We start from the raw sequence: 24930 nt of genomic DNA on the forward strand, positions 1-24930 counted from the left end.
CCGTCCGGTGGAGACCTACCATGGAGCGGTGTCCTTCAGCCTCGACGACCTCCCCATCCGCGACGACCTCCGTGGCCTGACGCCTTACGGTGCACCTCAGACCAGGGTGCCCGTGGCTCTCAACGTCAACGAGAACACGCATCCGATTCCCGAGAACGTGGCACGCGACATCGTCGCATCGATCGCGCAGGCCGTCCTCGAGGTGAACCGGTATCCCGACCGTGAGTTCACGCAGTTGCGGGACTCCCTGGCCGACTACCTGGGTCACGGTCTGACACGAGACAACATCTGGGCGGCGAACGGCTCTAACGAGGTCATCCAGCAGATCCTCCAGGCCTTCGGCGGCCCCGGGCGGAGCGTCCTCGGCTTCCCTCCGACGTATTCGATGCACTCGATCATCGCGGCGGGCACTGGCAGCACCTGGGTCGAGGGTGTACGAGATGTCGACTTCACCATCAGCCCCGAGACGGCCGTCGCCGAGATCCGTCGTACCGAACCGGACATCGTGTTCTTCTGCGGTCCGAACAACCCGACGGGCACGCCCCTCGACCTCGCCACGGTCGAGGCCGCCTACGACGCGACCGACGGCATCGTCTTCGTCGACGAGGCGTACGCCGAGTTCATGCCCGTCGGCCAGCCCACGGCTCTGACCCTTCTCGAAGGCCGGCCTCGACTCATCGTCTCGCGCACCATGAGCAAGGCCTTCGCCTTCGCCGGGGCGCGGGTCGGATACCTCGCCGCCCACCCGGCCGTGACCGACGCGCTCCGTCTGGTGCGCCTCCCTTATCACCTGTCGTCGTTGACCCAGGCGGCCGCGATCGCCGCGCTCTCCCACGCCGACGAGATGCTCGCCATGGTCGGCGAGATCGCCACCCAGCGCGACCGGATCGTCCGGGTGCTGACCGAGCTCGGCTACGAGCCCTGGCCGACCTGGTCGAACTTCGTGCTCTTCGGCGGGGTCGACGATCCGGGCGACGTGTTCGAGCGTCTGCTCGCCCGGGGCATCATCGTGCGGAACCTCGGCATCCCCCACCACCTCCGGGTCAGTGCGGGCACCGAGGCCGAGACCACGGCGTTCCTCGAGGCGCTGCGCGACATTAGGCTCTCCTCGTGACCGAACAGACCCCTACCCGCGTGGCCTCCCTCGAGCGTGAGACGAGCGAGTCGCGCATCGCGCTGTCGCTCGACCTCGACGGCACCGGCTCGTCGAGCATCGACTCGTCCGTCCCGTTCTTCGACCACCTGCTGACGGCGCTGTCGAAGCACTCGCTGATCGACTTGCGGGTCGCGGCGACGGGTGACACGCACATCGACGCGCACCACACGGTCGAAGACATCGGCATCGCCTTCGGCACCGCGCTCCGTCAGGCGCTCGGCGACAAGTCCGGCATCGCACGGTACGGCGACGCCCTGGTACCGCTCGACGAGGCCCTGGTGCAGGCGGTCGTCGACATCTCCGGTCGCCCGTACCTCGTGCACGGCGGTGAGCCGGAGGGCTTCGAGCTGCACCTGATCGGCGGCCACTTCACGGGGTCCCTGGTGCGCCACGTGTTCGAGGCGATCGCATTCCACGCCGGCATCACGGTGCACATCCGGGTGCTCGGCGGGCGTGACCCGCATCACATCGCCGAGGCCGAGTTCAAGGCCTTCGCGCGAGCCCTCCGCCAGGCCGTGCAGCCCGACCCGCGGGTGGTCGGCATCCCCTCCACGAAGGGCGCGCTGTGACGGTCCGTCCCTCCGTCGTGGTCCTCGACTACGGCAGCGGCAACGTCCACTCGGCGGTCAAGGCCCTCGAGCTCGCCGGGGCCGACGTCGAGTTGACGGCTGATCGCGCCCGGGTGCAGGCGGCCGACGGTCTCTTCGTGCCGGGCGTCGGGGCCTTCGGTGCCGTGATGAGCGCGCTCGAGTCCGTCCGCGGCGGCGAGCTCATCGATCGCCGTCTGGCCGGCGGACGACCCGTGATGGGCATCTGCGTCGGCATGCAGGTCTTCTTCGAGGGCGGTGTCGAGCGCGGTGCGACGGCGGGCGGGTTGGGTGAATGGCCCGGTGTCGTCGACGAGCTCAAGGCCGACGTGCTGCCTCACATGGGCTGGAACACCGTCGACGTCCCCGAGGGCAGCACGCTTTTCGACGGTGTGGCCGACGAGCGCTTCTACTTCGTCCACTCGTTCGCGGCCCAGTCGTGGACCCTCGACGTGATCCCGCCGTTCCCGCAGCCCCACGTGACGTGGGCCGACCACGGCGGCCGCTTCGTCGCCGCCGTCGAGAACGGACCCCTCTGGGCCACGCAGTTCCACCCCGAGAAGTCGGGGCGGCCGGGCATCCGGCTGCTCTCGAACTGGCTCGGCACACTCTGACCCTCCCGAACCCGACTCCGGTCCCGCGCTCAGCGGGGCCCCGACGCGATCCGCGCGGCCCCGCCGCGAGAGAGACGACATGAGCGACTTCTGCACGACTCCGAGCCTGACCCTGTTCCCGGCCGTCGACGTCTCCGGGGGGCAGGCCGTCCGTCTGACCCAGGGGGAGGCCGGCAGCGAGACCGGATACGGCGACCCCGTCGCGGCGGCCGACGACTGGAAGAACCAGGGCGCCGAGTGGCTGCACCTGGTCGACCTCGACGCGGCTTTCGGGCGCGGTGACAACCGGTCGGTCATCAAGAAGGTCATCAAGCAGGTCAAGGGCATCAACGTCGAACTGAGCGGCGGCATCCGCGACGACCGCTCCCTCGAAGACGCCCTCGGCACGGGTGTCAAGCGGATCAACCTCGGTACGGCGGCCCTCGAGAACCCCGAGTGGGCGGCGCATGTCATCGCCGAGTACGGCGAGGCCGTCGCGGTCGGGCTCGACGTGCGCGGCACGACGCTGGCCGCCCGTGGCTGGACGGAGGAGGGCGGCGACCTCTGGACGGTCCTCGCCCGTCTCGAGGAGGCCGGATGCGCCCGCTACGTCGTGACGGACGTCACCAAAGACGGCACCCTCCAGGGTCCGAACGTCGATCTGCTGCGTCAGGTGATGGATCGCACCGATCGTCCCGTGATCGCCTCGGGTGGCATCTCGAGCCTCGACGACCTCGTCGCGCTGCGCGAGCTGGTCCCGCAGGGGCTCGAGGGTGCGATCGTCGGCAAGGCGCTCTACTCGGGTGCCTTCACGCTGGCCGCGGCCCTCGACGTCGCCTCCGACTGATGTCGACGCCCGGCTCGGACAGCGCCGGTCGGCCCTGGGAGGGTCGCACCTTCGATCATCACGACACGGCGTTCGCCGGTGACGACGGCTCGGCCGACCCGCGCCTCCTCGAGGCTCTCAAGCGGTTCCATCTCGGCGAGGTCGGTGAAGGCACCGTCGTCGACGCGCTGCGCCCCGCGCGGCTGCTCGTCCCCCTCGTGGCGGTCGCGGGCGACGAGGACCTCGACGAGCAGGGGCGACGCGTCGACAAGACTCAAGAGCTGTCCATCGTGACGGTGGCGGGCCCCGACGGGCGCGACGTGCTGCCCGCCTTCACCTCGGTGGCGGCGCTGTCCGTCTGGAGCGCCACGGCGCGTCCCGTGCCGGCCGACGCCCGGCGGATCGCTCTGGCGGCCGCATCCGAGTCGACCGACCGGCTCGTGCTCGACCCGGGGTCGCCCACGGCGTTCGCTCTGCGCCGGCCGGCCCTGTGGGCGGTCGCGCAAGACCTGCCGTGGCTGCCGAGTCACGCCGACGAGACCGTGCTGCGGGCCTTCCTCGACGCGGGGGAGGACGAGGAGGCGCTGGCCGGCCTGGTCATCGCCCCCGGCTACGAGGGCGCCCGGCTGGGCGGCCCCGAGATCGTCGTGCAGCTGGGCGTCCGTGCCGGGCTCGACCGCGAGGCGCTGACGGCTCTGCTCGGTCGACTCCAGACGGCCTGGGCCGCCGACCCGATCATCGCCGACCGGGTCGACAGCATGGCCGTCAAGGTCGTCTCCGTCTGACGGACCACGGCTGCACGCCCGCCGCGGTCCGACCCGGCGGTCAGACGCCTGGAGGCGCGGTCTAGTTGACCGGCCCCGTGAACTTCTCGCCGGGCCCCTGGCCGATGGGGTCGGGGAACGCCGACGCCTCACGGAAGGCCAGCTGCAGCGACCGCAGCCCGTCGCGGAGGGCGCGGGCGTGCTGGTCGCCGATCTCGGGTGCGCTGGCCGTGATCAGGCCGGCCAGCGAGGTGATGAGCTTGCGGGCCTCGTCGAGGTCGGTCTGGGCGCGCGGGTCGTCGGCGAGTCCGACCTTCACGGCGGCCGCGCTCATCAGGTGCACGGCGACGGTGTTGATCACCTCCACGGCGTTCACGTCGGCGATGTCGCGCGCCTCGTCGCCGGGGGCGGAGAAGGCGAAGTCGGGGGAGTGCTCGGGGGTGTGGCTCACGTGAAGATCCTCTGCTAAGCTCGTCGAGGCTCCGAAGCATCTGCTTCGGTGCGAAAGTGGAGATTCTCCCACCCGCGCTTGACCGTTCGATTAGGTTACCGGGTTGTTGGTACCCCGCCGATCCTCCCCGAGGCTCGGCAGCCAGGGTGCAGCGATGTTCCGTCGCACTGCCAGAGCAGAACGCTCGGGTGGCGTAGCGCGTCGCGAAACTCCTCTTTCCCTGCCGTGACCACCGGTCCGGCGGGTGACGAAGCAACGACAGAGGAGTTCCGCATCAGCGATCCCCGTACGAACGACCGTATCCGCGTCCCCGAGGTCCGCCTCGTCGGACCTGCCGGAGAACAGGTCGGTGTCGTCCCCATCGCCATGGCCCTGCGTCTCGCAGCAGAGGCCGAGCTCGACCTGGTCGAGGTGGCCCCCAACTCGAAGCCTCCCGTGGCCAAGATCATGGATCACGGAAAGTTCAAGTACGAGGCTGCGCAGAAGGCGAAGGAGGCTCGTCGCAACCAGGCGAACACCATCCTCAAAGAGGTGCGTTTCCGTCTGAAGATCGACAAGCACGACTACGAGACCAAGCGCAAGCGCGCCGAGGGCTTCCTCCAGGGCGGCGACAAGGTCAAGGCCATGATCCTGTTCCGCGGTCGCGAGCAGTCGCGTCCCGACCAGGGTGTCCGTCTCCTCCAGCGCTTCGCCGAAGACGTCTCCGAGTGGGGCAGCGTCGAGTCGACCCCCACCATCGACGGCCGCAACATGGTCATGGTGATCGGGCCGCACAAGAACAAGTCCGAGGCCAAGGCCGAGGCAGAAGCTCGCAAGGTGGCCAACAAGGCGCCGAAGCACCCGACGTCCGACGAGGTTCCGGCCGACGCACCGGCGGAACCGACAGAAGAAAGTAAGTAAGACATGCCCAAGCAGAAGACCCACTCCGGCGCCAAGAAGCGCTTCAAGGTCACCGGTTCCGGCAAGATCATGAAGCAGCAGGCCGGCATGCGACACAACCTCGAGGTGAAGAGCGCCAAGCGCAAGGCTCGCCTGAACCAGGACCAGGTGCTCGCCCCCGCCGACGCCAAGGTCGCCAAGAAGCTTCTCGGTCACTGACCGCTGACACGAACGTAGAGGAACAAGAAAATGGCAAGAGTCAAGAGAGCGGTCAACGCCGCCAAGAAGCGTCGTGTGATCCTCGAGCGTGCCGAGGGTTACCGCGGTCAGCGTTCGCGCCTGTACCGCAAGGCCAAAGAGCAGGTCACCCACTCGCTCGTCTACTCGTACCGCGACCGTCGCGCCCGCAAGGGTGAGTTCCGCCGTCTGTGGATCCAGCGCATCAACGCCGCGTCGCGTCAGAACGGCCTGACCTACAACCGCCTCATCCAGGGTCTGTCCCTGGCCGGCGTCGAGGTCGACCGTCGCATCCTGGCCGAGCTGGCCGTCAACGAGCCCGCCACCTTCGCCGGCCTCGTCGCCACCGCGAAGGCCGCGCTGCCCGCCGACACCTCGGCCCCCAAGGCTGCCGCGTAGTCGCCAGCGCCACTGCACCACCCCGGCCCGGACGGTCTCACCGTCCGGGCCGTCGTGCGTCCCGGCTCGAGAGGCCGGGTGAGGCATAGTGGGGGAGTGAGCACCTCCCTCCTCGACAATCCCCGATCGCCCCGCGTCCGCGCCGTGGCGAAGCTGGCCAAGCGCGATGCGCGCACCGACACCGGGTCGTTCCTGCTCGAGGGCCCCCAGGCGGTGTCCGAGGCCCTCGCGTTCCGGCCCGAACTGCTCGTCGATCTCTTCGCGACGCCGACGGCGCTCGAGCGTCATCCGCAGGTGGGTGCGGCCGCCCGCGAGGCCGAGCTCGAGATCGAGTTCGTCAGCGAGGCGGTCATCGCCGCGATGTCCGACACGGTGACCCCTCAGGGCATCGTCGCCGTCTGCCGCCAGTTCCCGACCGCTGTCAAAGACGTCTTCGCCGACACGGGCGACGGCGGCCCCCGTCTGATAGCCATCCTCGAAGAGGTCCGCGACCCGGGCAACGCCGGCACGATCATCCGTGCGGCCGACTCCGCCGGCGCGGACGCGGTCATCATGACCGGTCGGAGCGTCGACCTCTACAACCCCAAGGTGGTCCGCGCCACGACGGGCTCGCTCTTCCACGTGCCGGTCGCCGTCGGCGCCGATCTCGCGTCCGTGGTGGCGCGCTGCGCCGAGGCGGGCATCCAGGTGCTGGCCGCCGACGTCAAGGGCGACGACCTCCTCGCCGTGCGCAGCGAGGGCGTCCTCTCGGCCCCGACGGCCTGGCTCTTCGGCAACGAGGCCAGAGGGCTGACCGACGACGACCTCAAGCGGGCCGACCGTGCCGTCGTCGTTCCGATCTACGGGCATGCCGAGTCGATGAACCTCTCGACCGCGGCCTCCGTCTGCCTCTACGAGAGCGCCTTCGCACAGCGGAGCTGACTTGAAGGAGGCGCGTGTCGGCCCGATGGGCGTCCGCGCGTGTCGTTTCGATCGCGTTACGAATCCGCTGTGAATTTGCGCCCGTCAGACCCACCTGTTTGTGTGGTCGCATGGAACCCCTCGTCGTCGTCGACCACGTCAACAAGCACTTCGGTGAACTGCATGTCCTGAAAGACATCACGACGACGGTCTCGCGGGGCGAGGTGGTCGTGGTCATCGGGCCGAGCGGTTCGGGCAAGTCGACGCTCTGCCGGGCCATCAACCGACTCGAGACGATCGACGACGGCACGATCTCGATCGACGGCACCCGCCTCCCCGAAGAGGGTTCCGAGCTCGCTCGTCTGCGGGCCGACGTCGGCATGGTCTTCCAGAGCTTCAACCTGTTCGCGCACAAGACCGTGCTCGAGAACGTCACGCTGGGCCAGATCAAGGTCCGCAAGCGCAGCAAGGCCGAGGCCGAGAAGCGGGCGATGGAGCTCCTCGAGCGTGTCGGCGTGGCGAACCAGGCTCAGAAGATGCCGTCGCAGCTCTCGGGCGGTCAGCAGCAGCGGGTGGCCATCGCCAGGGCCCTCGCGATGGATCCGAAGGTGATGCTCCTCGACGAGCCGACCAGCGCGCTCGACCCCGAGATGATCACCGAGGTCCTCGACGTCATGGTGCAGCTCGCCAAAGACGGCATGACGATGATCGTCGTCACCCACGAGATGGGCTTCGCGCGCAAGGCGGCCGATCGGGTCGTCTTCATGGCAGACGGCGAGATCGTCGAAGAGAGCACCCCCGAGCAGTTCTTCACCGCGCCGACGTCCGATCGGGCGCGCGACTTCCTGTCGAAGATCCTCACCCACTGATCGACAGACCCCGTCGTCGCCGCGTCCGTCCTGCGGCCCGACCCCGGAGCCCCCGTCCGCCGATCGGCGTCCGGGTCACACAGCAAGGAGAACAGAATGCGACTCAGTAGAGGTTTCGTAGCCGTAGCCGCAGCAGCCGTCACGGTGCTCGGCCTGTCGGCCTGCACCGACTCGGCCGCCCCCGACAGCGCCGTCGAGGTCGAAGAGGTCTCCGACTTCGAAGACGGCACGACGATGGCCCGTCTCGCCGAGGCCGGCGAGATCACCATCGGCACCAAGTTCGACCAGCCCCTGTTCGGCCTCGACGACGGCTCCGGCAACCCGCAGGGCTTCGACGCCGAGATCGGCAAGCTCGTCGCAGCCAAGCTGGGAATCCCGGCCGACGGCATCACCTGGGTCGAGACGGTGTCCGCCAACCGTGAGCCCTTCATCCAGAACGGCGACGTCGACCTCGTCATCGCGACCTACACGATCAACGACGAGCGCAAGAAGGTCGTCTCGTTCGCGGGCCCCTACTACCAGGCCGGTCAGGACCTCCTGGTGCTCGAGGGCAACCCCGACGGCATCGAGGGCGCCGAAGACCTCGAGGGCAAGGCCGTCTGCACGGTCAGCGGCTCGACCAGCGAGGCCAACATCGCCGAGTACACGGACGACATCATCGCGACCGACACGTACTCGAACTGCCTCGAGCCCCTCCGCACCGGCGCGGTCGCGGCCGTGACGACCGACAACGTGATCCTGGCCGGTCTCGCCGACCAGAACGAGGGCGAGTTCGAGGTCGTCGGCGAGCCCTTCACCGAGGAGCCCTACGGCATCGGCCTGGCGCTCGACGACACCGACTTCCGCATGTTCATCAATGACACCCTCGAAGAGGCCGAAGACGACGGCACCTGGGACGAGCTGTGGGAGTCCACGGCCGGCGCCGTCCTCGAGACGCCCGAGCCCCCGGCGATCGACCACTACTAGTCACCACCCCGGTGGGCACCGCGGCGCGACCCGCCCGCGGTGCCCACCACCGCCTCCTGCCCTCTCGGCAGCCCTCTGACCTGGAGTCCCGGTGAACCCCTTGGACGTCATCCCCGGCTTCGATGCCGTGACCGAGAACTGGCCCCGCTTCTGGGGCGGGTTCGTCACGACGCTGCAGCTGCTGGCACTGTCCGCCGTCGGCGCGATCGTGATCGGCTTCGTCGTCGCGGCCCTGCGCATCTCGCCGGTCGCCTCGTTCCGGGTCTTCGCGACGGTCTACACCGAGGCGATCCGCAACATCCCCCTGACTCTCGTGCTGTTCTTCTGCGCGTTCGTCCTGCCCTACCTCGGCGTCGGGATCGGCTACTTCCCGCTCGCGGTGGTGGGTCTCACGCTCTACACGTCGCCGTTCGTGGCCGAGGCGGTCCGCTCCGGCGTGAACGGCGTGCCGGTCGGGCAGGGCGAGGCGGCCCGCAGCATCGGCCTCGGCTTCGGCCAGACGCTCAGCCTCGTGATCATGCCGCAGGCCATCCGCATGGTGATCCCGCCGCTGATCAACGTCCTCATCGCCCTCACGAAGAACACCTCGGTCGCCGGCGGCTTCTTCGTCGCCGAGCTGTTCGCGGCCGGACGGTTCATCGCCAACGACCGGGGCGACGCGGTCATCACGACGCTCGTGTCCGTCGCCGTGTTCTACCTGGTGGTCACCATCACGCTGGGCCGCGTCGCGGCTCTCGTCGAGAAGAAGGTCGCGGTCCTGCGATGAGCACGAACGTCCTCTACGACGCCCCCGGTCCCAAGGCCCGCCGCGCGTCGCGCATCATCTCGGTGGTCGGCGTCGTCCTGGTGCTGGCCCTCGTCGCGTACCTCGTCTACCTGCTCGGGCGACCGCGTGTCAGCGCGAACGGCGCCGTCACGGCGAGCGTGCTCGACCCGTCGCGCTGGGACATCATCCTCGACCGCAACCTGTGGCGGAACATCGCGGGCGGCTGGCTCGCGACCGTGCGTGCTGCGGCGGTGGCGTCCGTCCTGGCCGTGGCCATCGGCGTCCTGTTCTCGTTCCTCCGCACGGCGCGCACCGCCTGGGTGCGGGTGCCCACGACGATCGTCCTCGAGTTCTTCCGCGGCATGCCCGTGCTGCTGATGATGCTGTTCATCCTCCTCGTCTTCTCGACGGGAGCCTTCTGGGCGGTCGTCGCCGCACTCGCCGTCTACAACGGCGCCCTCATCGGCGAGGCGCTCCGCTCGGGCATCGCCGCCCTGCCGAAGGGGCAGCGCGAGGCGGGTCTGGCCATCGGCCTCTCGCCCGTGCGCACCCGCTTCGCGATCGAGTTCCCGCAGGCGTTCCGGCAGATGCTGCCGATCATCCTGGCGCAGCTGGTGGTGCTCCTGAAAGACACGTCGCTCGGCTACATCGTGGGCTACGTCGAGCTGACGCGTCGGGGTCTGAACCGTCTCGGCACCTCGTACGGCAGCAACTACACCTTCACCCTCTTCGCCGTGGTGCTGGTCGTCTACCTGCTGACGAACCTCGCGTTCTCCTACGTCGTGCGCGTCGTCGACCGGCGGACGGGTCGCCGCGGCGTGATGAAGAAACCCCGCGGCGGCGGGCTCGGCGGCCCTGGCCTGCTGGCGCGCACCGGGCGTCCGTCCGTCGACGCGACGACGGGCGGCTCGCAGACGACATCGACCTGACCCGGTCCTCCCTCCGACCTCTCCGACCTCCCCGGAGCGCCGAGGAGGTGCGGGTCGCCTCCCGACGATCGCTAAGCTTGGTTCTCGTGTCAGACACCGTCCCCATCTCCGAAGACGCCGTCGCGTCGGCGGTCGACTCCGCCCTGGTCGCCATCTCGACTGCGGCGTCCGTCGCCGAGCTCAAGACCGCACGCTCGCAGCACACGGGTGAGGCGTCCGTCCTGGCGCGCATGAACGCCGGGATGCGCGATCTGCCGAACGACCAGAAGGCCGCGGCGGGCAAGCTCGTCGGCCAGGCCAGGGGCCGGGTCAACCAGGCCGTGGCCACCCGCGAGGCCGAGCTGGTCGAGCTGGAAGAGGCTGCACGGCTGGCCGACGAGACCGTCGACGTCTCCGCCCTGCCGTCTCGTCGCCGGGTGGGGTCGCGTCACCCGCTGGCCCTCCTGCAGGAGACCATGGTCGACCTCTTCGTCGCCATGGGGTGGGAGGTCTCCGAGGGCCCCGAGCTCGAGCACGAGTGGTTCAACTTCGACGCGCTGAACTTCGACGCCGACCACCCGGCGCGCGCCATGCAAGACACCTTCTTCGTCGATCCCGTCGACGAGCACCTGCTGCTCCGTACGCACACGTCGCCGGTGCAGATCCGCACGCTGCTCTCCAAGCAGCTGCCGGTCTACAACGTCGCGACCGGCCGGGTGTTCCGCACCGACGAGCTCGATGCGACGCACACGCCGGTCTTCACGCAGATCGAGGGCATCGCCATCGACCGGGGGCTCACCATGGCGAACCTCCGCGGCACCCTCGAGCACCTCGCGCGCTCGATGTTCGGCGACGAGGCGCAGATCCGCCTCCGTCCGAACTACTTCCCCTTCACCGAGCCGAGCGCCGAGATGGACGTCTGGCAGCCGAACGCCAAGGGCGGGGCGCGCTGGGTCGAGTGGGGCGGCTGCGGCATGGTCAACCCGAACGTGCTGCGGGCCGCGGGCATCGACCCCGACGTCTACCAGGGCTTCGCCTTCGGGATGGGCATCGAGCGCACCCTGCAGTTCCGCAACGACCTCAACGACATGCGCGACATGGTCGAGGGCGACGTCCGTTTCAGCGAGCAGTTCGGGATGGTGGTCTGATGCGGGTACCGATCAGTTGGCTGGGCGAATGGGTCGACCTGCCGAGCGACGTCAGCCTCGAGCACGTCCACGCGGCGCTCGTGTCCGTCGGCTTCGAAGAGGAAGACGTGCACGTCGGCGACGTGACGGGTCCGCTCGTCGTCGGCCAGGTGCTCGAACTCGTGCCCGAGCCGCAGAAGAACGGCAAGACGATCAACTGGTGCCAGGTCGCCGTCGGTCCCGACGACGTCCGCGGCATCGTCTGCGGGGCGCACAACTTCGTCGCCGGCGACAAGGTCGTCGTGTCGTTGCCCGGTGCCGTGCTGCCCGGTCCGTTCCCGATCGCCGCCCGAAAGACCTACGGTCACGTGTCCGACGGCATGATCGCCTCGACGCGTGAGCTCGGTCTGGGCGACGAGCACGACGGCATCCTCCTGCTCTCGTCGCTCGGCCTCGACCCCGAGGTCGGCACGGACGCCATCGCGCTCCTCGGGCTCGACGAGGCCGCAGTCGAGATCAACGTCACCCCCGACCGCGGCTACGCGTTCAGCATCCGCGGCGTCGCCCGCGAGTACTCGCACGCCACGGGCGCGACGTTCCGCGACCCCGCCGCGGCCGTCTCGGTCGCACCGGGCGACGGCTTCTCCGTCGAGGTCCGCGACGAGGCTCCCGTCCGAGGCGCCGCCGCCGTCTCGACCTTCGTCACGCGGGTCGTCCGAGGCGTCGACGCCTCGCGCGCCACCCCGCCGTGGATGTCCTCCCGGCTCCGTCTCGCCGGTGTCCGCAGCGTCTCGCTCCCGGTCGACGTCACGAACTACGTGATGCTCGAACTCGGTCAGCCCATCCACGGGTACGACCTCGCGACCCTCGACGGCGGGCTGACCGTCCGTCGCGCCGAGCCCGGCGAGCAGCTCGAGACCCTCGACGGCAAGACGCGTGCGCTGCACCCCGAAGATCTCGTCATCGCCGACTCGACCGGGGCCGTCGGGCTCGCCGGGGTCATGGGCGGCGCCCGCACCGAGATCACGACCGCGACGACCGACGTCCTCATCGAGGCCGCCACGTTCGACCCGATCTCGATCGCCCGGTCCGCCCGTCGGCACAAGCTGCCGAGCGAGGCCTCGCGCCGCTTCGAGCGGGGCGTCGACCCCCGGGTCTCGGCGCCCGCCGCACAGCGCGTCGTCGACCTCCTCGTCGAATGGGGCGGCGGCACCGCCGACGCTCTGGGCTCCTTGCTCGACGCGACCGCTCCGCGAGCGGCCATCTCCCTGGGGGCCGAGCGCGCCTCCCGCCTGATCGGGGTCGACTACACGTCGACCGAGATCGTCGACGCGCTGACGTCGATCGGCGCCGAGGTCGTCCCGGCGGCCGACGGCTGGTCGGTCGCACCGCCGTCCTGGCGTCCCGACCTGGTCGACGCCGCGTCGCTGGTCGAAGAGGTCGCGCGCATCACCGGCTACGACCGCATCCCGTCCGTGCTGCCCGTCGCCCCTCCCGGGCGGGGTCTCACGCGTGAGCAGAAGCTGCGCCGTCAGGTGTCGTCGTCGCTCGCCGCCGCGGGGTCCACCGAGGTAGCGGCCTACCCGTTCGTCAGCTCCGCGCAGAACGCCGCCTTCGGCGGTCTCGACGGTGCGGGCGGCCCCGGTGTCCGGCTCGCCAATCCGCTCGACGTCGCCGCGCCCGAGCTGCGTCGCTCGCTCGTCCCGGGTCTGCTCGAGATCGCCCGACGCAACTCGTCACGCGGGCTCGTCGACCTGTCGCTGTTCGAGACCGGCACCGTCTTCCTGCCGGAGGCCGACCGGGCCTACGGCACCGAGAGCGTGCCGCTCGGCGCCGAACGACCCTCCGTCGAGGTGCTCGCGTCGCTCGAGGCGAGCATCCCGCGTCAGCCCCGGCACCTGGCCGTGCTCGCGCTCGGCCAGGCGATCGACCGCCAGCCCGGTCAGGCCGCCCTCCCGGCGTCCCTCGCCGACGTGCTCGACGATCTCCGCGTCGCCGTCCGTGCAGCGGGTGCCGAGGCCGTCTTCCGTCAGGGTTCGCACCCGTCGCTGCACCCCGGTCGCACGGCCGAGGTCGTCGTGGCCGGCGAGGTCGTCGGTCACGCCGGCGAGCTGCTGCCCCAGCGTGCGGCGGACCTCGATCTGCCCCGGGTCCTCGCCGTCGGCGAGATCGACCTCGACCGGGTCATCGCCCTCGCCGACGTCGAGCTGCAGCCGACCCCGATCTCGTCGTTCCCCGCCGCCACGCAAGACCTCTCCCTCGTCGTCGCCGAAGACGTCTCGGCGGGCGAGGTCCTCTCCGCCGTCCGCGAGGGCGCCGGTGCGCTGCTCGAGACGGTCCGTCTCGTCGACGACTACCGCGGCGCGGGGCTGCCCGACGCCTCGAAGTCGCTGACCTTCGCCCTGCGATTCCGGGCCGACGACCGCACCCTGACGGCCGCCGAGGCGACCGAGGCCAAGCAGGGCGCCGTCCGTCTGGCCGGCGAGCGATTCGGGGCGGCGCTCCGCGACTGACACTCGCCAGGCGTCGCCGCCCCCGATCCTCGACCGAATCGAACATTAGGGTGGACCCATGCCTCATTCCGTTGCCGTCGCCGGCGCCAGCGGCTACGCCGGCGGCGAGCTGCTCCGGCTCCTCGCCGCGCATCCCGACTTCGAGGTGCGCACCGTCACGGCGTTCCAGAACGCCGGGCAGCCGCTCATCGCACTGCAACCCCAGCTGCGCTCGCTCGCGCACCTGACCCTCGTCGAGACGACGGCCGAGAACCTCGCCGGTCACGACGTCGTGTTCCTCGCCCTGCCCCACGGCAAGTCCGGGGCCATCACGGCCGAGCTGCCCGCCGAGACGCTCGTCGTCGACTGCGGTGCCGATCATCGCCTCACCGACGAGGCCGACTGGGCCCGGTTCTACGGCACCGAGTTCTACGGGGCGTGGGCCTACGGTCTCCCCGAGCTCGTCCACGCCGACGGCACGCGGCAGCGCGAGGCGCTCGTCGGCGAGCGTCGCATCGCGGCGCCCGGCTGCAACGTGACCGCGATCACCCTGGCTCTCGCTCCGGCGGTCCGTGCCGGTCTCGTCGAGAGCACCGACATCGTCTCCGTGCTCGCCGTCGCGCCCTCGGGCGCGGGCAAGGCTCTGAAGCCGCACCTCCTCGCCGGCGAGATCCTCGGTTCGGCGTCGGCCTACGGGGTGGGCGGCACCCACCGCCATGTGCCCGAGATCCAGCAGAACCTCCGCGTCGCCGGCGCCACCGAGGTGAGCATCTCGTTCACCCCCGTCCTCGTGCCGATGTCGCGGGGCATCCTGGCGACCTCGACGGCCACGCTGGCTCCCGGCGTGAGCGAGAGCGACGTGCGCGCCGCGTACGAGATCGCCTACGCCGACGAGCCGTTCGTGCACCTCCTGCCCGCGGGCGAGTTCCCGCGCACGGCCGACACCGTCGGCGCCAACACCGCCCTCATCGGACTCGCGGTCGACGTCGACGCCGACCGGCTGGTCGTGGTCAGCGCCATCGACAACCTGGCGAAGGGCACCGCGGGCGCCGCGGTGCAGTCCGCCAACATCGCCCTCGGTCTCCCCGAGACCGCGGGCCTCACCGTGAACGGAGTGGCACCGTGAGCGTCACCGCAGCCCAGGGATTCGTCGCCGCCGGTGTCACGGCGGGCCTCAAGACGAGTGGTCGACCCGACGTCGCCCTCGTCGTCAACCGCGGTCGTCGCAAGAGCGCGGCGGCGGTCTTCACCAGCAATCGGGCGAAGGCCCACCCCGTGCTCTGGTCGCAGCAGGTGGTCGGCGACGGAATCGCCGAGGCCGTCGTGCTGAATTCAGGAGGCGCGAACTGCTTCACGGGCCCGTTCGGCTTCCAGACGACGCACGCGACCGCCGAGACGGTCGCCGAGGCGCTGGGCGTGTCGGCCGGCGACGTCGTGGTGTGCTCGACGGGTCTCATCGGCGTCGGCGACCAGGTCTTCCGCGACAAGGTCCTCTCCGGCTCGATCGCCGCGGCGTCGGCATTGACCGCCGACGGCGGCCTCGACGCGGCGACGGCGATCATGACGACCGACACGAAGCCCAAGCAGGCCGTGGTGGCTGGTGACGGCTGGGTGGTCGGCGGCATGGCGAAGGGGGCCGGCATGCTGGCACCGGGTCTGGCGACCATGCTCGTCGTGCTCACGACCGACGCCGACGTCGACCACGGCGGGCTGGACGACGCGCTCCGCTCCGCGACGCAGGTCACCTTCGACCGGCTCGACTCCGACGGCTGCATGTCGACCAACGACACCGTGCTGCTCCTCGCCAGCGGCGAGTCGGGCGTCGTCCCCGACGCAGAGGAGTTCCGGGCTGCGGTGACGGCGCTCTGCGCCGACCTCGCCGAGCAGCTGCAGGCCGACGCCGAGGGCGCCTCGCACGACATCCGCATCGAGATCGTCGGGGCCGCGAGCGACGACGACGCCGTCGAGGTCGGGCGCTCGATCGCCCGCAACAACCTCTTCAAGGCCGCGGTCTTCGGCAACGACCCGAACTGGGGCCGCGTCCTGGCGGCGATCGGGACGACCTCGGCCGAGTTCGATCCCTACGACGTCGACGTCTCCATGAACGGCGTCCGGGTCTGCCACGCGGGGGCGCCCGATCGACCGAGCGACGCCGTCGACCTGACGGCTCGCGCCGTCCACGTGCTCGTCGACCTCCGGTCGGGCGGCCACGAGGCGACGATCCTCACGAACGACCTCACGCACGACTACGTGCACGAGAACAGCGCGTACTCCAGCTGATGGCCGTCTCCGACGTGGTGCACAGCGACGAGCAGGAGCTCGCGGCCGTCAAGGCCGCCACCCTGATCGAGTCGCTGCCCTGGCTCAAGCGCTTCTCCGGCACGGTGGTCGTCGTCAAGTTCGGCGGCAACGCCATGGTCGACGACGCCCTCAAGCGGGCCTTCGCCGAGGACATGGTCTACCTCCGCTACGCGGGGCTCTTCCCGGTGGTCGTGCACGGCGGGGGTCCGCAGATCTCGGCCGCGCTGGCGGCCGCAGGCATCCCGAGCGAGTTCCGCGGGGGGTACCGGTACACGAGCACCGAGGCGATCTCGGTCGTCCGCGACGTCCTCGCCGGCGAGGTCAACCGTGAGATCGTCGACCTGATCAACGAGCACGGCGACCTCGCGCGAGGGGTGTCCGGCGAAGACAGCACGCTCTTCGAGGGGCGGCGCCGCGGTGTCGTCATCGACGGCGAGACGTTCGACCTCGGTCACGTCGGCGACATCACCGAGGTCGACCCGCGGGCGGTGCTCGAGGAGATCGCGGCGGGGCGCATCCCGGTCGTGTCGTCGATCGCGACGAACGAGGCCCACCCCGACTCGGCGCTGAACGTCAACGCCGACGCGGCGGCGGGCGCCCTCGCCATCGCGCTCGGCGCCACCAAGCTCGTCATGCTGACCGACGTGCCGGGGCTCTACAGCGACTGGCCGAACCGCGAGTCGCTCGTGGCGGCGATCACCGTCTCGGCGCTCACCGATCTGCTGCCGTCGCTCGAGTCGGGCATGATCCCGAAGATGACGGCGTGCCTCGAGTCGGTCGTCGGCGGCGTCGGGGGAGCGACCATCATCGACGGGCGCATCCCGCACTCCATCCTCCTCGAGGTCTTCACCCAGCGCGGGTCGGGCACCGAGGTCATCCCCGACGACCGGGCGGCGTCGTACGGCGCGCCCGTCGTCACCTCCACGAACACCCCCGCCGTCGACGACGGCACCGAGAAGAAAGGACAGTCGTGACCATGATCCAGACCCAAGGCGGTACCTGGCAGCGCCGATTCGGCGACTCGTTGATGGGCTCGCTGTCCACTCCGAAGGTGATGCTGTCGCACGGCGAGGGCTGCTCGGTGTTCGACGTCGAGGGCAAGCGCTATCTCGACTTCCTGGCCGGCATCGCCGTCAACGCGCTCGGCCACGCGCATCCGGCCCTGATCGAGGCCCTGTCGACCCAGGCCGCGTCGATCATCCACGTGTCGAACTACTTCGCGACCGAGCCGCAGCTCGAGCTGGCCGAGCGCCTGAAGCGGATCACGGGTGCCGGCGACGCCGGTCGCGTGTTCTTCGGCAACAGCGGGGCCGAGGCCAACGAGGCGGCCTTCAAGCTGGCCCGTCTCAATCGCGGCGACGGGTCGAAGACGCGCATCCTCGCGCTGCGGAACTCGTTCCACGGTCGCACGATGGGGTCGTTGGCGCTGACCGGCAAGCCGGCGCTCCGCGAGCCCTTCGAGCCGATGGTCGGCGGCGTCGAGCACATCGACAGCACCGTCGAGGCGCTCGAGGCGGCGTTCGACGATCACGTGGCCGCCCTGTTCGTCGAGCCGATCAAGGGCGAGGCGGGTGTCCTCGACCTGCCCGAGGGGTTCCTCGAGAAGGCCCGTGAGCTGTCGACGCGCCACGGCGCGCTGCTCGTCCTCGACGAGATCCAGACGGGTGTCGGTCGGACGGGCTCCTGGTTCGCCTTCCAGCAGTTCGACGTCGTCCCCGATGCGATCACGGTCGCCAAGGGGATCGCCGGCGGCGTGCCCATCGGGGCCCTGGTCACGTTCGGCGAGGCCTCCGCGCTCTTCGAGGCCGGGCAGCACGGCACGACGTTCGGCGGCAACCCGCTCGCCACCGCGGCCGCCAACGCCGTCCTCCGCGAGATCGAAGACTCTGGTCTCATCGTCAACGCGGTCATCCAGGGCGAGCGCCTCCGGGCCGCGCTGACAGCACTCGACTCGCCGCTCATCGGCGAGATCCGGGGGCGCGGTCTGCTCGTGGGCATCGGCCTGACGCAGCCCGTCGCGGCCGAGCTCGCCGCGGCCGCGCTCGACGCCGGCCTCATCATCAACGCTCCGAACGACTCCAGCATCCGACTCGCGCCGCCGCTCATCGTGGGCGACGCCGAGATCGACGAGTTCATCGCCCTCTTCGCCCCCGTCCTGAAAGGTCTCGCATGACCCGCCACTTCCTCCGCGACGACGACCTCAGCCCGAGCGAGCTGCTCGAGGTCCTCGACCTCGCCGACGAGCTCAAGGCCGACCGGTGGTCGCGTCGCCCTCTCGAGGGCCCGCAGACGGTCGCCGTGATCTTCGACAAGTCGTCGACCCGCACCCGGGTCTCGTTCGCGGTGGGCATCGCCGACCTCGGCGGCAGCCCGCTGATCATCGCGACGGCCAACAGCCAGCTCGGCGGCAAAGAGACTCCGTCCGACACCGCCCGTGTGCTCGAGCGGATGGTCTCCGCGATCGTCTGGCGCACCTACGCGCAGTCCGGTCTGGAGGAGATGGCGGAGGGGGCGACCGTCCCCGTCGTCAACGCGCTGAGCGACGACTTCCACCCCTGCCAGCTGCTCGCCGATCTGCAGACGATCCGCGAGAAGAAGGGCACGCTGGCCGGTCTGACGGTCGCCTTCGTCGGCGACGGCCGCTGCAACATGGGCCAGTCGTACCTCCTGGCCGGCGCGACGGCGGGCATGCACGTGCGGATCGGGGCCCCCGAGGGCTTCCAGCCCGACGAGGCCGTCGTCCGTGACGCCGAGCGCATCGCCGCCGGCACGGGCGGCTCCGTGCAGGTCATCTCCGACGTGCACGCGGCGGTCGCGGGGGCCGACGTCGTCGTCACCGACACCTGGGTGTCGATGGGCAAGGAGGACGAGAAGGAGGCGCGGGTCGCCGTCTTCGGCGGCTTCAAGGTCGATCGGGCACTGATGGCCGAGGCCGACGACGACGCGATCTTCCTGCACTGCCTCCCCGCCGACCGCGGCTACGAGGTCGAGACGGAGGTCATCGACGGCCCGACCAGCGTCATCTGGGACGAAGCGGAGAACCGCGTCCACGCCCAGAAGGCCCTGCTCACCTGGCTGCTCGAGCACTGACCCACAGGCTCCGAGCAGTCGCGGTCGCCCCGCGACCGCACCCCGAACACCCGGTGGCCCGGCACAGTCCGGGCCACCGGCCCCGCACCCCACATACGAACCAAGGAGAACCATGACGGAACGCGTCGTCCTCGCATACTCGGGAGGCCTCGACACCTCGGTCGGCATCGGCTGGCTCGCCGACGCCACCGGCAAGGAGGTGGTGGCTCTGGCCGTCGACGTCGGACAGGGCGGTGAGGACATGAACGACATCCGTCAGCGCGCCCTCGACTGCGGCGCCGTCGAGTCGGTCGTCGTCGACGCCAAGGAGGAGTTCGGGCGCGACTACCTGATGCCCGCCCTCAAGGCGAACGCCATGTACCAGAAGACGTATCCGCTGGTGAGCGCCCTCAGCCGTCCGCTGATCGCCCGCCACCTGGCGCGCGTCGCGAAGGAGCTCGGCGCGGACAGCGTCGCCCACGGCTGCACCGGCAAGGGCAACGACCAGGTGCGCTTCGAGGCGGCCGTCGCCGCCCTCGCACCCGACCTGACGAGCATCGCGCCGGTCCGCGACCTCGCGCTGACCCGTGACAAGGCGATCGTCTACGCCGAGCAGCACAACCTGCCGATCCGTCAGAGCGCCGCGAACCCGTACTCGATCGACAAGAACGTCTGGGGCCGCGCGGTCGAGACCGGGTTCCTCGAAGACCCGTGGAACCCGCCGATCGAAGACCTGTACGAGTACACGCAAGACCCCTCGGTCATCAAGCCCGCCGACGAGGTCGTCGTGACCTTCGAGGCCGGCATCCCGGTCGCCATCGACGGCGTCGCGTACACGCCGCTCGGCATCGTCGAGAAGATGAACGAGCTCGCCGGGGCCCACGGCGTCGGTCGCATCGACGTCGTCGAGGACCGCCTGGTCGGCATCAAGAGCCGTGAGGTCTACGAGGCTCCGGGGGCCGTCGCGCTCATCCAGGCGCACGAGGCCCTCGAGGCCCTCACCATCGAGCGCGACCTCGGCCGCTACAAGCGTGGCGTCGAGGCCGAGTGGTCGAACCTCGTCTACGACGGTCTGTGGTTCTCCGGCCTGAAGCGCTCGCTCGACGTCTTCATCGACGACACGCAGAAGTACGTGTCGGGCGACATCCGTCTCAAGCTGCAGGGCGGTCGTGCCGTCGTCACCGGTCAGAAGAGCGATTCGAGCCTCTACGACTTCGACCTCGCCACCTACGACACCGGCGACACGTTCGACCAGTCGCTCTCGAAGGGCTTCATCGAGATCTGGTCGCTGCCCAGCAAGATCTCGGCCCGCCGCGATCTGGCTCAGCAGTAGTGGCCGACGAGACGACGCCGAACCAGCGCGCAGGCGAGGCGGGCGCCCTCTGGGGCGGCCGCTTCGCCTCCGGGCCGTCGGCCGAGCTCGCCGCGCTGAGCAGGTCGACGCAGTTCGACTGGCAGCTGGCGCCGTACGACATCGCCGGGTCGCGGGCCCACGCCCGCGCCCTGGCCTCCGCGGGCTACCTGGGTGACGACGAGCTGACCGCCATGCTCGACGCGCTCGACCGGCTCGAGTCCGACGTCGCCGATCAGACGTTCGTCGCCGCGGACTCCGACGAAGACGTCCACTCGGCCCTCGAACGCGGTCTCATCGGCATCGCCGGGGTCGAGCTCGGCGGCCGTCTGCGGGCCGGTCGGAGCCGCAACGACCAGATCGCCACTCTCGTGCGGTTGTACCTGCGCGACCATGCCGCCACCATCGCGCGACTCGTCGTCGACCTCGTCGACGCCATCGCAGCTCAGGCGTCGGCCCACCCCACGGCGGTCATGCCCGGGCGCACGCATCTGCAGCACGCGCAGCCCGTCCTGCTCGCGCATCACCTGCTGGCCCACGCGTGGCCTCTCGTGCGCGATCTCGAGCGTCTCCGCGACTGGTCGCGCCGTGCTTCGGCGTCGCCCTACGGGGCCGGCGCCCTGGCCGGCAGCTCGCTCGGTCTCGACCCTGATCAGGTCGCCCGCGACCTCGGCTTCGACCGCACGACCGAGAACTCGATCGACGCCACCGCCAGTCGTGACGTCGTCGCCGAGTTCGCCTTCGTCGCCGCGTCGATCGGAATCGACCTGTCTCGGTTGTCGGAGGAGATCATCCTCTGGTCCACGCGCGAATTCGGCTTCGTCCGACTGCACGACGCGTTCTCGACGGGCTCGTCGATCATGCCGCAGAAGAAGAATCCGGACATCGCCGAGCTCGCGCGCGGCAAGTCCGGTCGACTGATCGGCAACCTGACGGGTCTCCTCGCGACGCTGAAGGGCCTGCCCCTGGCCTACAACCGCGATCTGCAAGAGGACAAAGAGCCCATCTTCGACTCGGTCACCCAGCTCGAGGTCCTGCTGCCCGCGTTCACCGGTCTGGTCGCGACGTTGCAGTTCGACGAGCAGCGCATGGCCGAGCTGGCGCCGCAGGGCTTCTCGCTCGCCACCGACGTGGCCGAATGGCTCGTCCGTCAGGGGGTCGCCTTCCGTGACGCTCACGAGATCAGCGGCGAACTGGTGCGCTTCTGCGAGCAGCACGGACTCGAGCTGGACGAGCCGACCGATGAGCAGTACGCGTCGGTGTCTCCGCATCTCACCCCCGAGATCCGCCCGGTGCTGACCGTCGAGGGCTCCATCGCGAGTCGTCGCGGCGCCGGAGGGACGGCACCCGAGCGCGTCGCCGAGCAGCTCGAGGCATTGACCGCGCGTGTCGCCGGGCTGGCCCGCGATCTCGACCCGAGGGCGTCGTGAGCGATCGACGCCCGTCCGAGCCGCGACGAGGGCGGGCCTGGTTGCTGCCCGTCGTCGTCGCGGTCAGCGTGGTTGTCCTCGTCGCCGTCGTCGTCATCGTGGTGACGACGGGCCAGGACTTCTTCTAGTCCCATGGGGTCGACCCCGGCGGACGACGCGACCCGGCTGCTGTCGGGGGCGGCCCTCGAGGTGGCGCCGCGCCTCCTCGGGGCCGTCGTCCGACTCGGCGACGTGGCCGTCCGGCTGACCGAGGTCGAGGCGTACCTCGGGGTCGGCGACGACCCCGGTTCGCACGCCCACCGGGGGAGGACGGCTCGGAACTCGAGCATGTTCGGTCCGGCCGGCACCGTCTACGTGTACCTGTCGTACGGGATCCACCGCTGCGTCAACCTCGTCTGCGGCCCGGTCGGCGAGGCGTCGGGTCTCCTCCTGCGGTCGGGGGAGGTCGTGGAGGGCGTCGACACGGCCCGGACGAGACGGACGACGTCGCGCGGCGCGGTCGATCTCGCGAGGGGGCCGGGGAGGTTCGGGTCGGCTCTCGGAGTCGACCTCGCCGACGACGGCACCCGCCTCGGTGGAGGCCGGCTGTCGCTCGAGCTTCCCATCCGGTCCGTCACCCGTCGTCGAGACCGGGCCGCGTGTCGGGGTCTCGGGGGAGGGCGGGCACGAGAGCCGCCCCTGGCGGTTCTGGATCGCGGGGGATCCGACGGTGTCCGTCTACCGATCGGCCGCCAGGCGCACCGGGCGGCGGGGCTGACGCTGGTACCGTTCTTGAGTGACCAGTGAATCGACGGCAGACGTCCTGGCCGGCCAGCGAAACGACCCGACGTTCGACGACGTGTGGAGCGAGCTCGTCTGGCGGGGCCTCGTGCACGTCTCCACCGACGCCGACGCCCTGAAGACCCTGCTCGCCGGGCCGCCGATCACGTTCTACTGCGGTTTCGACCCGACCGCGCCGAGTCTCCACCTCGGGAACCTCGTGCAGCTCCTGACCATGCGCCGCCTCCAGCTGGCCGGTCACCGACCGCTGGGTCTGGTCGGCGGCTCGACGGGTCTGATCGGCGACCCGCGTCCGACGGCCGAGCGCGTGCTGAAGACACCCGAGCAGACGGCCGAGTGGGTCGAGTCCATCCGCGCCCACGTGGTGAAGTTCCTCGAAGCCTCCGGTGACAACGGCCTGCGCGTGGTCAACAACCTCGACTGGACGGCGCCGCTCAGCGCCATCGAGTTCCTCCGCGACATCGGCAAGAACTTCCGAGTGAACACCATGCTGAAGAAGGATGCGGTGAGCGCCCGTCTGAACAGCGACGCCGGCATCAGCTACACCGAGTTCAGCTACCAGATCCTCCAGGGGCTCGACTTCCGCGAGCTGTACCGCGAGTACGACTGCGTGCTGCAGACCGGCGGCAGCGACCAGTGGGGCAACCTGACCAGCGGCACCGAGCTGATCCGTCGCACCGAGGGCGTCGCGGTGCACGCCATCGGCACACCGCTGATCACCAACAGCGACGGTACGAAGTTCGGCAAGAGCGAGGGCAACGCCGTGTGGCTCGACCCCGAGCTCACCAGCCCCTACGCGATGTACCAGTTCTGGCTCAACACCGACGACTCCGACGTGGTGTCCCGACTCAAGGTCTTCACGTTCCTCGACCGCGCCGAGATCGAACGGCTCGAGACGGTCGTCGCCGAGCGTCCGTTCACCAGGGAGGCGCAGCGCACCCTGGCATGGGAGGTCACCCGGCTGGTCCACGGCGAGTCCGCAGCCCGGTCGGCCATCGACGCGGCCGCCGCGTTGTTCGGCAACGGCGACCTCGGCGCGCTCGACGAGTCGACCCTCGTCAGCGCGATGGCCGAGCTGCCGTCCGCCGAGGTGGACCCCGACACCACCGTGGCGCGCGCGCTCGTCGAGACCGGTCTGGTCTCATCCCTGGGCGCGGCCCGACGGGCTGCGACGGAGGGCGGTGTCTACCTGAACAACGAGCGGGTCACGGATGGCGACGCGTTGGTGGTCGAGACGCTGCTCGTCGGTCGACGCGCCATCCTGCGTCGCGGCAAGAAGACGCTCGCCGGTGTGAGCGTCCGCAGCTGACCGCATCGCCCCACCGACAGAGGCCCGCATCCCTTCCAGGGGATGCGGGCCTCTCGTGTTCTTCGCCTGAGACCCCTGAAGGGCCCCGGGGGAGGGGTCTATCGCTGATCACGGTCGCCTCTGCGCGGGTCGGGCCGGTCGCGGACGTACCGGAACCCCTCTCTGATCTGGCCCTTCGCTCGCGAGACGACCGGTTTCAGCTCGAGCTGCGCCACCCGGATGAACCGCAGCGACAGCAGCACCGCCGCGAACGAGCCGGCGTTGATCATGAACACCCATCCCGTGCCGATCGTCGCGATGAGCACCCCCGCGACGGCCGGGCCGATCAGGCGGGCGCCGTTGAACGAGGCCGAGTTGAGGCTGACGGCGTTGGTGAGATGACCGGGCGGGACGAGCTCGGAGACGAAGCTCTGCCGCACGGGCGCATCGATGGCGGCTGCGACGCCGAGCAGCAGCGCGAAGACGTAGACCATCCAGAGCTCGACGGTGTCGGTCAGCACGAGCAGGCCGAGAGCGAGTCCGAGCAGGCCCATGCTCAGCTGCGTCACCATCAGCAGCCGTCTCCGGTCGAACCGGTCGGCGATCAGCCCCGTGATGGGGACCATCAGGATGGGCGGCGCGAACTGGAGCGCCATGGTGATGCCGAGCGCCGTCGCATCGTCGTCGGTCAGATCGGTGAGGACGAGCCAGTCCTGCGCCGTGCGCTGCATCCACGTGCCGATGTTCGACACGAGGGCGCCGGCGAACCACAGCCGGTAGTTGACCAGCGA

General features: G+C 70.2%; 25 protein-coding genes and 2 pseudogenes. 25 read left to right on the plus strand and 2 right to left on the minus strand.

The window, feature by feature from the left end; all coding sequences use genetic code 11:
* The first annotated feature begins 28 nt into the window (after positions 1-28).
* The 5 genes from ACZZY9_RS14520 to ACZZY9_RS14540 all read left to right on the plus strand — a co-directional run bounded on the left by ACZZY9_RS14520 (position 29) and on the right by ACZZY9_RS14540 (position 3947).
* A complete protein-coding gene (locus ACZZY9_RS14520; RefSeq protein ID WP_463464597.1) occupies positions 29-1114 on the plus strand; it encodes a histidinol-phosphate transaminase in 1086 nt (361 codons plus the stop codon).
* On the plus strand, positions 1111-1725 hold the full coding sequence (gene hisB, locus ACZZY9_RS14525; RefSeq protein WP_192060147.1) for an imidazoleglycerol-phosphate dehydratase HisB: 615 nt from the start codon (positions 1111-1113) through the stop codon (positions 1723-1725). Before ACZZY9_RS14520 ends, hisB begins: the two co-directional genes overlap by 4 nt.
* On the plus strand, positions 1722-2357 hold the full coding sequence (hisH, locus tag ACZZY9_RS14530) for an imidazole glycerol phosphate synthase subunit HisH (protein WP_192060148.1): 636 nt from the start codon (positions 1722-1724) through the stop codon (positions 2355-2357). Before hisB ends, hisH begins: the two co-directional genes overlap by 4 nt.
* 79 nt (positions 2358-2436) lie before the next feature.
* Complete coding sequence (gene priA, locus ACZZY9_RS14535) at positions 2437-3183, plus strand: bifunctional 1-(5-phosphoribosyl)-5-((5-phosphoribosylamino)methylideneamino)imidazole-4-carboxamide isomerase/phosphoribosylanthranilate isomerase PriA (protein WP_192060149.1); 747 nt, start codon at positions 2437-2439, stop codon at positions 3181-3183.
* Positions 3183-3947, plus strand: a complete 765-nt coding sequence (locus ACZZY9_RS14540; protein WP_463464598.1) for an SseB family protein — start codon at positions 3183-3185, stop codon at positions 3945-3947. The genes priA and ACZZY9_RS14540 overlap by 1 nt, the downstream gene beginning before the upstream one ends.
* Before the next feature lie 61 nt (positions 3948-4008).
* Here the strand turns inward: ACZZY9_RS14540 and ACZZY9_RS14545 are convergent, their stop codons facing one another.
* Positions 4009-4377 (minus strand): DUF1844 domain-containing protein, encoded by a 369-nt coding sequence (locus ACZZY9_RS14545; RefSeq protein ID WP_243213761.1) that lies wholly within the window; start codon positions 4375-4377, stop codon positions 4009-4011.
* A 225-nt stretch (positions 4378-4602) separates the two neighbouring features.
* Between ACZZY9_RS14545 and infC the strand changes: the two genes are divergently transcribed.
* From infC to tyrS, 20 genes and pseudogenes are all read left to right on the plus strand, one after another.
* Entirely contained in the window at positions 4603-5277 is a 675-nt protein-coding gene (gene infC, locus ACZZY9_RS14550; RefSeq protein ID WP_243213760.1) for a translation initiation factor IF-3, read from the plus strand.
* A 3-nt stretch (positions 5278-5280) separates the two neighbouring features.
* Positions 5281-5475 carry a 50S ribosomal protein L35 gene (gene rpmI, locus ACZZY9_RS14555; protein ID WP_043596704.1) on the plus strand — a complete coding sequence of 65 codons (195 nt, stop codon included), beginning with the start codon at positions 5281-5283 and terminating at the stop codon, positions 5473-5475.
* A gap of 30 nt (positions 5476-5505) precedes the next feature.
* Positions 5506-5892, plus strand: a complete 387-nt coding sequence (gene rplT, locus ACZZY9_RS14560) for a 50S ribosomal protein L20 (RefSeq protein WP_192060152.1) — start codon at positions 5506-5508, stop codon at positions 5890-5892.
* Positions 5893-5988: 96 nt separating this feature from the next.
* Entirely contained in the window at positions 5989-6813 is an 825-nt protein-coding gene (locus ACZZY9_RS14565; RefSeq protein ID WP_463464599.1) for a TrmH family RNA methyltransferase, read from the plus strand.
* Between the two features lie 110 nt (positions 6814-6923).
* Positions 6924-7661 (plus strand): amino acid ABC transporter ATP-binding protein, encoded by a 738-nt coding sequence (locus ACZZY9_RS14570; protein WP_192060153.1) that lies wholly within the window; start codon positions 6924-6926, stop codon positions 7659-7661.
* 96 nt (positions 7662-7757) lie between these two features.
* Positions 7758-8627, plus strand: coding sequence for a glutamate ABC transporter substrate-binding protein (locus ACZZY9_RS14575; protein WP_463464600.1), 870 nt, complete (start codon positions 7758-7760; stop codon positions 8625-8627).
* A 100-nt stretch (positions 8628-8727) separates the two neighbouring features.
* Positions 8728-9393 (plus strand): amino acid ABC transporter permease, encoded by a 666-nt coding sequence (locus tag ACZZY9_RS14580; RefSeq protein ID WP_463464694.1) that lies wholly within the window; start codon positions 8728-8730, stop codon positions 9391-9393.
* Positions 9390-10322 carry an amino acid ABC transporter permease gene (locus ACZZY9_RS14585; RefSeq protein ID WP_463464601.1) on the plus strand — a complete coding sequence of 311 codons (933 nt, stop codon included), beginning with the start codon at positions 9390-9392 and terminating at the stop codon, positions 10320-10322. Before ACZZY9_RS14580 ends, ACZZY9_RS14585 begins: the two co-directional genes overlap by 4 nt.
* 86 nt (positions 10323-10408) lie before the next feature.
* Positions 10409-11449 carry a phenylalanine--tRNA ligase subunit alpha gene (pheS, locus tag ACZZY9_RS14590; RefSeq protein WP_463464602.1) on the plus strand — a complete coding sequence of 347 codons (1041 nt, stop codon included), beginning with the start codon at positions 10409-10411 and terminating at the stop codon, positions 11447-11449.
* Entirely contained in the window at positions 11449-13941 is a 2493-nt protein-coding gene (gene pheT, locus ACZZY9_RS14595; RefSeq protein WP_463464603.1) for a phenylalanine--tRNA ligase subunit beta, read from the plus strand. Before pheS ends, pheT begins: the two co-directional genes overlap by 1 nt.
* Before the next feature lie 58 nt (positions 13942-13999).
* Complete coding sequence (gene argC, locus ACZZY9_RS14600) at positions 14000-15046, plus strand: N-acetyl-gamma-glutamyl-phosphate reductase (protein WP_463464604.1); 1047 nt, start codon at positions 14000-14002, stop codon at positions 15044-15046.
* Positions 15043-16200 carry a bifunctional glutamate N-acetyltransferase/amino-acid acetyltransferase ArgJ gene (gene argJ / locus ACZZY9_RS14605; protein WP_463464605.1) on the plus strand — a complete coding sequence of 386 codons (1158 nt, stop codon included), beginning with the start codon at positions 15043-15045 and terminating at the stop codon, positions 16198-16200. Before argC ends, argJ begins: the two co-directional genes overlap by 4 nt.
* Complete coding sequence (gene argB, locus ACZZY9_RS14610) at positions 16200-17195, plus strand: acetylglutamate kinase (RefSeq protein ID WP_463464606.1); 996 nt, start codon at positions 16200-16202, stop codon at positions 17193-17195. Before argJ ends, argB begins: the two co-directional genes overlap by 1 nt.
* Before the next feature lie 2 nt (positions 17196-17197).
* Positions 17198-18394 (plus strand): acetylornithine transaminase, encoded by a 1197-nt coding sequence (locus ACZZY9_RS14615; RefSeq protein WP_463464607.1) that lies wholly within the window; start codon positions 17198-17200, stop codon positions 18392-18394.
* On the plus strand, positions 18391-19311 hold the full coding sequence (argF, locus tag ACZZY9_RS14620) for an ornithine carbamoyltransferase (RefSeq protein WP_463464608.1): 921 nt from the start codon (positions 18391-18393) through the stop codon (positions 19309-19311). Before ACZZY9_RS14615 ends, argF begins: the two co-directional genes overlap by 4 nt.
* A 112-nt stretch (positions 19312-19423) precedes the next feature.
* Complete coding sequence (locus tag ACZZY9_RS14625) at positions 19424-20623, plus strand: argininosuccinate synthase (RefSeq protein ID WP_192060163.1); 1200 nt, start codon at positions 19424-19426, stop codon at positions 20621-20623.
* Positions 20623-22071, plus strand: coding sequence for an argininosuccinate lyase (gene argH, locus ACZZY9_RS14630; RefSeq protein ID WP_463464609.1), 1449 nt, complete (start codon positions 20623-20625; stop codon positions 22069-22071). Before ACZZY9_RS14625 ends, argH begins: the two co-directional genes overlap by 1 nt.
* Positions 22068-22199 (plus strand): hypothetical protein, encoded by a 132-nt coding sequence (locus ACZZY9_RS14635; RefSeq protein WP_320478047.1) that lies wholly within the window; start codon positions 22068-22070, stop codon positions 22197-22199. The genes argH and ACZZY9_RS14635 overlap by 4 nt, the downstream gene beginning before the upstream one ends.
* Before the next feature lie 4 nt (positions 22200-22203).
* A pseudogene (locus tag ACZZY9_RS14640) lies at positions 22204-22828 on the plus strand (DNA-3-methyladenine glycosylase).
* 18 nt (positions 22829-22846) lie between these two features.
* Positions 22847-24160: a tyrosine--tRNA ligase gene (tyrS, locus tag ACZZY9_RS14645; RefSeq protein ID WP_463464610.1), complete on the plus strand. Its 1314-nt coding sequence runs from the start codon at positions 22847-22849 to the stop codon at positions 24158-24160.
* Positions 24161-24288: 128 nt separating this feature from the next.
* On the opposite strand, the pseudogene ACZZY9_RS14650 reads toward tyrS, so the two are convergent.
* A pseudogene (locus ACZZY9_RS14650) lies at positions 24289-24927 on the minus strand (MFS transporter); the annotation flags it as partial.
* Positions 24928-24930: the final 3 nt, after the last annotated feature.

It is taken from the genome of Frigoribacterium sp. AC394 (assembly GCF_979258095.1).